General features: G+C 67.4%; 9 protein-coding genes. 3 read left to right on the forward strand and 6 right to left on the reverse strand.

The window, feature by feature from the left end; all coding sequences use genetic code 11:
* Positions 1 to 12: 12 nt before the first annotated feature.
* Positions 13 to 1,032: an alpha/beta fold hydrolase gene (locus VLK31_RS33965; RefSeq protein ID WP_409172896.1), complete on the forward strand. Its 1,020-nt coding sequence runs from the start codon at positions 13 to 15 to the stop codon at positions 1,030 to 1,032.
* Here the strand turns inward: VLK31_RS33965 and VLK31_RS33970 are convergent.
* Together VLK31_RS33970 and VLK31_RS33975 are read right to left on the reverse strand one after the other, a co-directional pair.
* Entirely contained in the window at positions 1,024 to 2,343 is a 1,320-nt protein-coding gene (locus tag VLK31_RS33970; protein ID WP_409172897.1) for an MFS transporter, read from the reverse strand. The two genes, VLK31_RS33965 and VLK31_RS33970, sit on opposite strands and share 9 nt — an antisense overlap.
* Before the next feature lie 55 nt (positions 2,344 to 2,398).
* Entirely contained in the window at positions 2,399 to 4,042 is a 1,644-nt protein-coding gene (locus VLK31_RS33975; RefSeq protein WP_409172898.1) for a GMC family oxidoreductase, read from the reverse strand.
* A 96-nt stretch (positions 4,043 to 4,138) separates the two neighbouring features.
* Here VLK31_RS33975 and VLK31_RS33980 point away from each other — a divergent pair, with 96 nt between their 5' ends.
* Positions 4,139 to 4,951, forward strand: a complete 813-nt coding sequence (locus VLK31_RS33980; RefSeq protein WP_409172899.1) for an IclR family transcriptional regulator — start codon at positions 4,139 to 4,141, stop codon at positions 4,949 to 4,951.
* Between the two features lie 13 nt (positions 4,952 to 4,964).
* Here the strand turns inward: VLK31_RS33980 and VLK31_RS33985 are convergent, their stop codons facing one another.
* The 3 genes from VLK31_RS33985 to VLK31_RS33995 are packed head-to-tail and all read right to left on the reverse strand — an operon-like array spanning position 4,965 to position 7,679.
* A complete protein-coding gene (locus VLK31_RS33985) occupies positions 4,965 to 6,050 on the reverse strand; it encodes a TRM11 family SAM-dependent methyltransferase (RefSeq protein ID WP_409172900.1) in 1,086 nt (361 codons plus the stop codon).
* Positions 6,019 to 7,206 (reverse strand): hypothetical protein, encoded by a 1,188-nt coding sequence (locus VLK31_RS33990; RefSeq protein ID WP_409172901.1) that lies wholly within the window; start codon positions 7,204 to 7,206, stop codon positions 6,019 to 6,021. Before VLK31_RS33990 ends, VLK31_RS33985 begins: the two co-directional genes overlap by 32 nt.
* A gap of 29 nt (positions 7,207 to 7,235) precedes the next feature.
* Positions 7,236 to 7,679, reverse strand: coding sequence for a hypothetical protein (locus tag VLK31_RS33995; RefSeq protein ID WP_409172902.1), 444 nt, complete (start codon positions 7,677 to 7,679; stop codon positions 7,236 to 7,238).
* A 196-nt stretch (positions 7,680 to 7,875) separates the two neighbouring features.
* On the opposite strand from VLK31_RS33995, the gene VLK31_RS34000 reads away from it, so the two are divergent.
* Entirely contained in the window at positions 7,876 to 9,093 is a 1,218-nt protein-coding gene (locus tag VLK31_RS34000) for a DUF2252 domain-containing protein (RefSeq protein ID WP_409172903.1), read from the forward strand.
* 67 nt (positions 9,094 to 9,160) lie between these two features.
* On the opposite strand, the gene VLK31_RS34005 is transcribed toward VLK31_RS34000, so the two are convergent.
* On the reverse strand, positions 9,161 to 10,269 hold a 1,109-nt coding region (locus tag VLK31_RS34005), incomplete at its 5' end, for a calcium-binding protein (RefSeq protein WP_409172904.1).

Genomic DNA, 10,269 nt, shown 5'->3' on the forward strand with positions numbered 1-10,269 from the left:
CCGGCGGCCACCGTGCGCACCGGCTTCGGAGTTGCGGCCTTTGGCGCCGCCGCCTTCGTGGCGCTGGCCGTGCTGGCGGGCGTGGTGTACGAGCAGGTGGGGCGCTACCGCGCGGTGAGCGACTTTGCGCCGCCGGGGCAAATGGTCGACATCGGTGGGCGGCGCATTCAGCTCGACTGCCGCGGCACGGGCTCGCCCACGGTGGTCTTCGAGTCGGGGCAGAGCGTGGGCGGCGCGCTCGACTGGTCGGCCGTGCAGCCCCAGGTGGCAGCGCACACGCGCGCGTGCGCCTACAGCCGCGCGGGCTTGATGTGGAGCGACCCGTCGACAGCGCCTTCCAGCGCGCGTCAGGTGGCGCAAGACCTTCACGCCGCACTCACCCGCGCGGGCGAGCACGGCCCCTTCGTGATGGTGGGCCAGTCCATCGGCGGGCCTTATGTCGTGAGCTTCACGCGGTACTTTGGCAATGAGGTGGCGGGGCTGGTGCTGGTCGACCCTTCGCACCCCGACCAGGTGGCGCGCGTTGCCAGCTACATGGTGGAGACGCGTTCGCCGCTGTGGCGTGTGCTGGTGGGCCTGCGGTGGTTCGGCCTGTTGCGCCTGGCCGTGCCACGGCTGCTGCCGCAGGCGCCTCATCAGAGCGACCACGACGTGCAGGCGATACGTGCCTTCGCGCCGCAGTCGTTCGAAACGCAGCTCGCCGAAGGCGACGCCACCGACCGCACGCTGGCCGAGGCGGGTGCCTTTCGTGACCTGGGCAGTCGGCCGCTGGTGGTGCTCACCGCCATGGCGCCCTACACTCCGGCCGAGCTGCACGGCATGAAGATCACGCCGGCGCAGGGCGAGCAGGTGCAAGTGCTCTGGAAGCAGATGCACGACGACATCACCGGCTGGTCTTCGCGCGGCACGCACCAGCTGCTGCCGAACGCGGGCCACGACATTCAGTTCGACGACCCTGATGCGGTGGTGAACGCGGTGCTGTCCGTGGTGCGGCAGGTGCGCGCGGCCACGCCGCCTGCAAGCTCACCGTAACGGAACAGCCACCGCCACCGGCGCATCGGCCGGCGAGGGTGAGCGCCCGATCATCCAAGCGCACAGCGCCGACACCGCGCCGGCAAACAGCACATACATGCAGATCTGCCACGGCTGGCCGCCGCCCGACTTCAGCAGCGCAGTGGCAATGATCGGCGTGATGCCCGAGGCGAAGATGCCCGAGAACTGGTAGACGAAGCTGATGCCCGTGTAGCGCACCTTGGCGTCGAACAGGTCGCAGAACAGCGCCGCCTCCGGCCCGTACACCGACGCATACAGGATGCCGAAGGGCACGATGATCGCCAGCCATATCAACAGCACGTTGCCCCCGCTGTGCGTCATGAGCCAGAAGCCCGGAAACGCCGACACCGCGGTAATGATCGACCCCCACATGTAGACCCTGGGCCTCCCGATCTTGTCGGACAGGCGCCCGAAGAAAGGAATGAAGAAGATCATGACCACCGCCGAAGCCATCACGCCCAGCAGCGCGTCGGTGCGGCTGATCTTCAGCGTGTTCGTGAGGTAGTTGATCGAGAACACGCCGAAGATGTTGAAGAACACCCCGTCGATGTAGCGCGCCCCCATGCCCTTCAATACATTGCCGGGGTAGCGGCGAATCATGTCCATGAACGGAATGCGCAGCTCGGCGTTGCGCGCCTTCACGGCCGCAAACTCGGGTGTCTCCTGCACGTGCAGGCGGATGTACATGCCCACCATCACCATCAGCCCCGAGATGAGGAACGCGATGCGCCAGCCCCAGGCCAGAAACTGCTCGTCGGTGAGCAGCGACGACAGCAGCGCCACCACGCCCGAGGCCAGGCACAGGCCAATGGCCAGCCCGATCTGCGGCAGCGACGCATAGAAGCCGCGCTTTTCCTTCGGCGCGTACTCGTACGCCATCAGCACCGCGCCGCCCCATTCACCGCCCAGCCCAATGCCCTGCGCCACGCGAAGCAGCAGCAGCAGAACGGGCGCCGCCACGCCGATCTGCGCGTACGTGGGCACCAGTCCGATGAGGAAGGTGGCCACGCCCATGATCATCAGCGTGATGACCAGCATGCTCTTGCGGCCGATCTTGTCGCCGAAGTGGCCGAAGATCACCCCGCCCAGCGGCCGCGTGACAAAGCCCACGGCAAAGGTTGTGTAGGCCAGCAGCACCGACACCACCGGGTCGCTGCCCGGGAAGTACAGCTTGCTGAACACGATGCCGGCCACCACGCCGTAAAGAAAGAAGTCGTACCACTCGATGGTGGCGCCCACCAGGGCCGAGATGACCACCCTGCGAATTGCTTTTTCGTCGGTTGCGCTCATGTGTTTTGTCTCCAATGAGGTGTTGTCGTAGCGGCCTTCTTTGGGCCGCTGGTGCCTATCCCCTGGCGCGTGCTCTGTCGTTTCTGTCTTCTTTGATCATGTCCACGGCCTTCTCGGCCATCATCACCGCGGGTGCATTGGTGTTGCCCGACACCAGCGTGGGCATCGCAGAGCAGTCGATCACCCGCAGCCCCGCCACGCCGTGCACGCGCAGCCGCGCGTCGACCACGGCCAGCGCGTCGCTGCCCATGCGGCAGGTGCCGGTGGGGTGGAAGATGGTGGCGCCGTTGTTGCGGCAGAACTCGAGCAGGTCGGCGTCGCTCTCGGCCTGCGGACCGGGCTTTACCTCGCGCTTCACATAGGGGCGCATCGCGGGCGCATCGGCAATGGCGCGCGCTGCCCGTACACCGGCCACGGTGGTTGCGCGGTCCAGCTCGGTGGCCAGGTAGTTGGGCTGCATCTCCGGCGGCTCGGCCGCGTCGAGCGAGCGAATGCGAATGTGCCCGCGGGACTCTGGCCGCAGCTGGCACACCGACATCGTGAAGCCCGAGTAAGGGTGCACCTTGCCGCCCGCCATGTCGGCCGAGAGCGTGGCCACATGGAACTGAATGTCTGGCGTGGCCGCCACCGGCTTGCCTTGCGCGTCTTTCAGCGCACGCATGAAGCAGCCGCCCTGGTTGATGCCCACCGCCAGCGGCCCGGTGCGGTGCAGCAGCCATTCGAGGCCCATGCCCATCTGACCGAACCAGGAGTTGAGCTGGTCGTTGGTGGTGATGGGCTTGGTGCACTCGTAGCCCAGCCGAATCTGCAGGTGGTCTTGCAGGTTTTCGCCCACGCCGGGCAGCTCGTGCACCACCGGAACGCCGAGCGTGTCGAGCAGCGCGCGCGGGCCGATGCCCGAGAGCTGCAGCAACTGCGGCGACTGAATCGAGCCGGCCGACAGCAGCACCTCGGCGCGGCAGCGCGCGGTCTTCAGCACGCCGCGTTGCCGGTAGGTGACGCCAGCGGCACGCCGCCCGTCGAACACCAGCTTGCCGGCCATCGCGTCGGTCTCTATGCGCAGGTTGGCGCGCCGCTTCACCTCGGGCGTCAGATAGGCCTTGGCCGTGCTGCAGCGCCAGCCCTTGTGCGTGGTCAGTTGGTAGTAGCCCGCGCCTTCCTGCGCGGCGCCGTTGAAGTCTTGGGTGCGCGGCACGCCGACCTGTTCGGCCCCGCCAATGAAGGCCTCGATCAGCTCGTGCCTGGCGGCAATGTCGGACACCTTCAGCGGCCCGCTGCCGCCATGAAAGGCGCTTGCGCCGCGCTGGTTTCCTTCGGACTTGACGAAGTAGGGCAGCACGTCGTCGTAGCCCCAACCGGCGTTGCCCTGCGCGGCCCAGTGGTCGTAGTCCTCGCGCTGGCCGCGAATGTAGATCAGCCCGTTGATTGCGCTGGAGCCGCCCAGCGTCTTGCCGCGCGGCCAGTAGATGCGCCGGCCGTTCATGTTCGGGTCGGGGTCGGTCTGAAAGCGCCAGTTGTAGGTGGGGCTCCACATCGTCTTGCCGTAGCCGATGGGCAGGTGGATCCAGAGCGACCGGTCTGGCGGGCCGGCTTCGAGCAACAGCACGCGCGTGGCCGGGTCTTCGCTCAAGCGCGCGGCCAGCACGCAGCCGGCGGAACCAGCGCCGACAACGATGTAGTCGAACTCTTCTTCGGGCATGCCTTGGGGTCCTGGAGTGGAACAATCGCGGGGCTCGGCCGCATCCTAGGCCAATGATTTTCGGAACGCAATGTTCCACTTTTAAGGTTTACCCGCATGCCCCGTCCCGTGCGCCCCGCCGCAGCGGTGTCCGCCGCAGTTGTTTCCACCGAAGAGGCGGAGCCTTCTTCGGGCTCTTCCGCCGAACGCAGCCTGCGCCTGCTGGCCTTGCTGGCCAACGCGGGCCGCGCCCTCACGCTGGCCGACCTGGCCGCGCAACTGGGCCTGCCCAAGGGCACCGCGCACCGCATCTGCATGCAGCTGCTGGCCACCGGCTTTTTGGCGCGCGACGTGGACGAACGCTCGTTCAGCGTCGGCCCCGCGCTGCGCAAGCTGGCCTTCGACACGCTCAACCACGGCGTGGTGCGCGGCCTGCGGCACGAGGTGCTGTCGGCGCTGGTGCGCGAGGTGGGCGAAACCTGCAACCTCACCACGCTCGACGGCGCGCAGGTGCTCTACCTCGACCGCGTGGAGGCGCAATGGCCGCTGCGCCTGTCGCTGGACGTGGGCTCGCACGTGCCGTTGCATTGCACGGCCAGCGGCAAGCTCTTTCTGGCGCTGATGCCGAAGAAGGAGCGCGACACGCTCATCGACCACCTGCCTTTGGAGCGCATGACGGCCAACACGCTGGTGACGGCGCAGGCGCTGCGCGCCGAGTGCGACGCCATCGCCAAGCGCGGCCATTCGCGCGACCGCGAGGAGTTCATTGCCGGGCTGGTGGCTGTGGCCGTGCCGGTGCGCGATGCGGCCGGTGCGGTGCGCGCCGCGCTGGCGGTGCATGCGCCAACCGCGCGCATGTCGATGGACGATGCGTTGAAGCGCCTAGATGCGCTGAAGGCCGCGGCCGAGCGCATGGGCGGGCTGCTCTGACGCCGTTGGTCTTCTATCCCTCGTAGCCGATGTCCAGCCGCACCAGCGCGCCATTGCGGTCGATGCGGTCCGCGCGAAAGTAGAAGCGCCCGCGGTAGCTGTCGAGGTGCAGCGGCAGGCCGACCGGCTCGCCCCAGCTCGTCAACGAAAAGCCCTGGCCGCGCAGCCACTGCAGCAGTGCGTCGAGCCGCTGCGGATCTGCATCGACGCGAATGTCGGCGTCGGCGGGGGGCGTGCCTTGCGGGTCGGCAAGCCAGCGCGCGAAGCTGCCGATCAAGGTGAAGCCATGGCCCTGCGCGCGCAAGGCGTTCAGCAGCTCGCTGGTGGCCTGCAGGTCGATGCACTCGCGCTGCTTGCGGAACACCAGCGCGTATTCGTGGCGGCGGTCGGTGTGGGCCGAGGCCTCATCGGCGGTAGCTTCTTCCGCATGCGGATACACCAGCACGCGCTCTTCCTCCATCACGAAAAGCGCGCCGAGAATGCGCGCCAGGTCGAAGGCCAGGGGCAGCACGCGCTCGCCCAGGCGCACGTTCTCCACCATCGCGATGCAACGGCCGCCTTCGCGCAAGCCAGCGCGCACGCTGTAGAAAACATCGCGCAAGCTGTTCAGGTGCTGCGCGTAGCTGCGGCTGTCGTAGAGCTGAGAGGCCGCATCGTCACCGGGCCATCGGCAGCCGAAGTAGGGCACGTTGGTCAGGCACAGGTCGAAGGGCGGCAGAGTGACTCCATTCAACGTGTCGCTCTGCAACGTGTCGCACGACCCGTGCAGCAGCGTCACCCCATCGCCCAGCCCGTGCCGCGCCAGCCGCTCGCGCGCCAGTGCGATGCGCTGCCCGTCGACCTCGCAGCCAACGGCCGACCGGCCTTGGAGCCGCGCAGCAAGCAGCGTGGTGCCGAAGCCCGCGAACGGGTCGAACACGGTCTCGCCCGGTTGCGAAAACTGCCGCACGAAGGGCGTCATCTGCTCGACCCAGCCGCAGTCGCGCCCGCCCAGCGGGTCGCGCGCGCGCAGGTCGTCGGGCAGCCGGTGGTGCGGTGACTCTGCCTGCAGCAGCAACCAGCTGGGGCTAGGCATGGTGATGGGCATGGTGATGGGCATGGTCAGGCACCGGTTCGTTGCGTGTGTCGAGCAACACGTCGTGCCCCGGCTCCCAGCCCGCGCACAGCTGCCCATCGGGAAAATAGACGAGCTTGTAGACGTCCCCGCTGGCATGGCGCTGGTGCATGGCGCCGTAGTCCGCGCTTTCGAACACCACCTGCAGGCCGCTGGCGGTGCGCAGGCGCAGGTTCCAGAAGTAGTAGCCCTCGGTGAGGGTGTCGAGCGCCCAACCGCGCGACACATCGGCGTCGTCCAGGCAGGCCGCGAGCAGTTCGTCCATCGACACGCGTTGCGCGTGCAGGTAGCGCGCGGTGGCGTTGTCGCGGTAGCTGTCGTCCAGCCGGGAGAACTCGCGGAACACCACCGTGCCCGCGCCGCAGTGTTGCGCCCAGCGCAGGTAGGCCGCCACATCCGCCGGCCGCGCCACGCCGCCGCGCTGAAGAATGCACACCAGCCGCACCGGCACCAAGTCGGCCAGTTGCCGCGCGGTGCGCTCGAACACCGCCTGCTCGCCGATGGCCACGCCGGGCCTGAACCGCATGATGGCCTGGTTGATGGCGCCGTCAGGGTGGTGGCGCGACAGCTCCAGCCAGCTCAGCCCGAAGGCCTGCAGCGCATCGCGCAACTGCGCGCCGCGCGGTGCGGCAAAGCCGGCGCCGTTGCTGTAGAGCACGCGCTCTTCGACGACCACGCCGCTGTGCTCGGCGGTGGCCAGCACGTCGAGCAAGCGCAGCATCCAGTCGGCGTCGTCGCTGGTTTCCAGGCCCGAGAGCGACCACGACAGCGGCACGCCGCGCAGTGCATGCAGCGCACGGGCCAGGCCGTCGAAGTAGCCGGGCGCGGGCCGCAGCCGGGAGGCCGCCGCCGAGCCGTCGGCCTTGCGCAGGTTTTCCGAACAGAAGCCGCAGCGGGCCGAACACGGTTGCACCGCCGCGTAAGGCGTGAACGTGATCGGCTGCGCAAAGCGGCGCTGCACACCGCCCAGGGTGTGCGTGTGCCAGCGCGCGCCTTCTTCCGCATCGGGCGCGCGCATCGCCACCTGGCCGACGGCGCCGCGCAAGCGCTCGAACAACGGCGAGCTCGCGCTGCGCGGCAAGGCGGCCAGCGCGACCTGGCGCACGTCATGCACAGGAATGCGCGAGAGGGCATCAGACATGGGGGAGGGGGCGCCGCCAGCGTAGGCGGCTACTTCACCAGCCGGCAGTGCGTGAACTTGGGCGAGGGCACCAGCGCGGTGGCCAGAAAGCCTTCATTCAGGCAGTCGAAAACGATGTTCGACGAGAACTGGAAGGGCGTCATCTTCTGGTCCTTGAACTTCCGCTTCAGCGCCTCCTGGTCGTTCACCTCGAAGTGCGTGTCGAACTGCGCGCCATCGTCCGTCACCGCGCCGAAATACGTGCCGCCCGCGTCGCTGCCCATGCGCATCACCCGGCCGCTGAAGGCCAGGCGCTTTTGCGTGTACTTGGTGGCCGCCTGCTGCGGGTTGGTCTTGTAGGCGGCAACGATGTCGTTGTAGCTCTGCACGGGCGCGGCGTCGTCAGCCCGCGTTTTGCCGTGCCAGAACGCTGCCGCGGCCAACAGCGCGACCGCGGGAATGAAAGCGGCCAGTCGGCCAGTAATTTTTTGCATGTGGTTCACCCCTGAGTGTTTTTTGTGACTGCGTTTTTGTGATTGCGGCGCCGCGCATGCCTGCGTTTGCTACGCGGATGCGGCGCCTTCGTGCCTCGACGGCCGATCGAATATACAAGCCAGCGCGCGCTGAAAACTTTCTGCTGACCACGCTGGCGGGCCGAGAATCCGAAGTCTCTCTCCAGTGGGGTATGCCATGCCGAACGTCGTCGAGTCCATCCGCAATTTCAACGCCGGGCGCGACCCCGAGCGCCTGGCCATGAAGTACGCCAACCTGCGCACCAGCCCCTTCGTTTTTCTGCGCGGCACCTGCCACCTGTTCTACGACCGCCTGCCCGGCGACGGCCTGTTCGCCAAGGCGCCGGCCGGCTGGCTGTGCGGCGACGCCCACCTGGAAAACTTTGGCAGCTACAAGGGCGACAACCGCCTCGTGTACTTCGACCTGAACGACTTCGACGAGGCCGCACTGGCGCCCGTTACCTGGGAGCTGGTGCGCTTTCTGTCGAGCATTCTGGTGGCCGGCGACGGCCTGCGCGCCACCGCCGACGAGGCAGCCGCGCTGTGCAAGGTGTTTCTCGACGCCTATGCCGCCGCACTCGCGCAGGGCCAGGCCCGCTGGGTGGAGCGCGACACCGCCACCGGCCTGGTGCAGGCGCTGCTCGACACCCTCAAAGGCCGCAGCCGCCCCGCCTTTCTGGACCACCGCACCGACCGCAAGGGGCACGGCCGCGTCATCCGCTGCGACGGCAAGCGCGCGCTGAAGGCCGACGACGCGGCCCGCGCGCACGTCACGCAACTCATCGACACCTTCGCCGCCGCGCAGGACAAGCCCGGCTTCTTCAAGGTGCTGGACGTGGCGCGGCGCATCGCGGGCACCGGCAGCCTGGGCGTGGCGCGCTACATCGTGCTGGTCGAAGGCAAGGGCTCGCCCGACGGCAACTACCTGCTCGACCTGAAAGAGGCGCTGCCTTCTGCGCTGGCGCCGCACCTGAAGCTGGCACAGCCGGCCTGGCCGTCGCAGGCGCACCGCGTGGTGGGGCTGCAGCGGCGCATGCAGGCGGTGTCGATGGCGTTTCTGCACCCGATCGTGGAGGGCAAATCGTCTTATGTGCTGCGCGGCCTGCAACCCAGCGAAGACCGCGTGAGCCTGGGGGCGCCCGGCACCAGCCTCGCGCAGATAAGCGGCGTCATCGGCGAGATGGGGCAACTCATCGCCTGGGCCCAACTGCGCAGCGCGGGCCGGCAAGGCTCGGCCGATGCGGATGCGCTGGTCGAGTTCGGGGGCTCGGAGAAGGCCTGGTGCGGCGACCTGCTGGCCGCGGCGCATGCGTGCGCGGCGCAGGTGAGGGCGGACTGGAAGACTTACTGCGAGGCTTTTGATGCGGGGGCGTTTGCGTTGCCGCCGCACGCTTGAATGTGAAACGGGCCGCTGCTGATTGCTCAGAAGCGGCCCGGGTTTCATTGGCGCAAGCGAAACGCGCTCAGTGCCAGTTGGCCGCTATCACTGAATTCAAGCTGGCTTGATGGCTGCTGGGCAAGGTCATTTGCCCGGCAGCCGGTGGCGAAAACGCCGCCATCGCATTGACGAGGCTTTGCACCTGGGTGTCGAGCAAGACCTTGCCATCGCTGGTTTTGAATTGCTCGACGTGGTAGCTGTTGGATGCATACCAGTTGCCCACCGTCAGGCGGTTGTCGGTGCCGATGATGTCGATCAGGAGATCGTTGCCGCTCTTTGCAAACCAAAGCTGATTCGCTGAAATGCCGGCGCCGAATTGGGCGATGTCCTGGTTGCCTGCGGTGGCGTCGTCGTCGTAGATGGTGTCGCGGCCGGAGGTGCGGTTGAACAGGTAGGTGTCGTTGCCGAGGCCGCCGTTGAGGGAGTCGTTGCCTGTGCCGCCGTCGAGGGTGTCGTTGCCGGCTTCGCCGTTGAGTGTGTCGTTGCCTGCCCCTCCATCGATCCGATCAGCCAAGCTGCCGCCCGTGACGTAGTCGTCGCCACCCAACGCGCTGACGTTGTTGCCGGCCCGGCTTGAGCAAATGATCGAGTCGTTGCCCTCGGTCAGAAGCGTGGCCGCCGCGACAAGGTCTGCGCGCTCCCACTCGACATCGGAGAACACGATCCAGTCGATCTTGAAGTTCGAATGGTTCTGTGTGTAATGGAAGTTGGAGAGCGTCAGGCTGTCACCGGTGTTGAAGCTCAGCTTGAGGTGGTCGCCGTTGCGTGTCACTGTGGTCAGGTCCGTGCTCTTCAAGTCAGTGAACTTGAGTGTGTCCTTGCGTTCAGAGGTGCCGTCCTCTTGAACGAGCACGTCGTGACCAAAGCCCTTGCTGAACACGAACGTATCGTTGCCTGTTCCACCGTTGAGCGTGTCGTTGCCTGCACCGCCGATCAAGGTGTCGTCGCCTGCATCGCCGTTGAGCGTGTCGTTGCCAGCGCCGCCGATCAGTGTGTCGTCGCCGGCCTCGCCTTTGAGCGTGTCGTCGCCGATGCCCCCGTTGATGATGTCGGCCCACCTACCACCGGTGAGGTAGTCGTTGCCGTCCATGCCGAAGATGCGGTTGGTGCCGTCCTGGTAGCCGGTGATCGAGT

Source organism: Variovorax sp. H27-G14 (assembly GCF_046156345.1).
GTDB lineage: Bacteria > Pseudomonadota > Gammaproteobacteria > Burkholderiales > Burkholderiaceae_C > Variovorax.

What these genes read in the sequence shown, in the direction of transcription:
- VLK31_RS33970 (WP_409172897.1), bottom strand. Translation starts at nt 2,343, where the DNA reads ATGAGCGCAACCGACGAAAAAGCAATTCGCAGGGTGGTCATCTCGGCC.
- VLK31_RS33975 (WP_409172898.1), bottom strand. Translation starts at nt 4,042, where the DNA reads ATGCCCGAAGAAGAGTTCGACTACATCGTTGTCGGCGCTGGTTCCGCC.
- VLK31_RS33980 (WP_409172899.1), top strand. Translation starts at nt 4,139, where the DNA reads ATGCCCCGTCCCGTGCGCCCCGCCGCAGCGGTGTCCGCCGCAGTTGTT.
- VLK31_RS33985 (WP_409172900.1), bottom strand. Translation starts at nt 6,050, where the DNA reads ATGCCCATCACCATGCCCATCACCATGCCTAGCCCCAGCTGGTTGCTG.
- VLK31_RS33990 (WP_409172901.1), bottom strand. Translation starts at nt 7,206, where the DNA reads ATGTCTGATGCCCTCTCGCGCATTCCTGTGCATGACGTGCGCCAGGTC.
- VLK31_RS33995 (WP_409172902.1), bottom strand. Translation starts at nt 7,679, where the DNA reads ATGCAAAAAATTACTGGCCGACTGGCCGCTTTCATTCCCGCGGTCGCG.
- VLK31_RS34000 (WP_409172903.1), top strand. Translation starts at nt 7,876, where the DNA reads ATGCCGAACGTCGTCGAGTCCATCCGCAATTTCAACGCCGGGCGCGAC.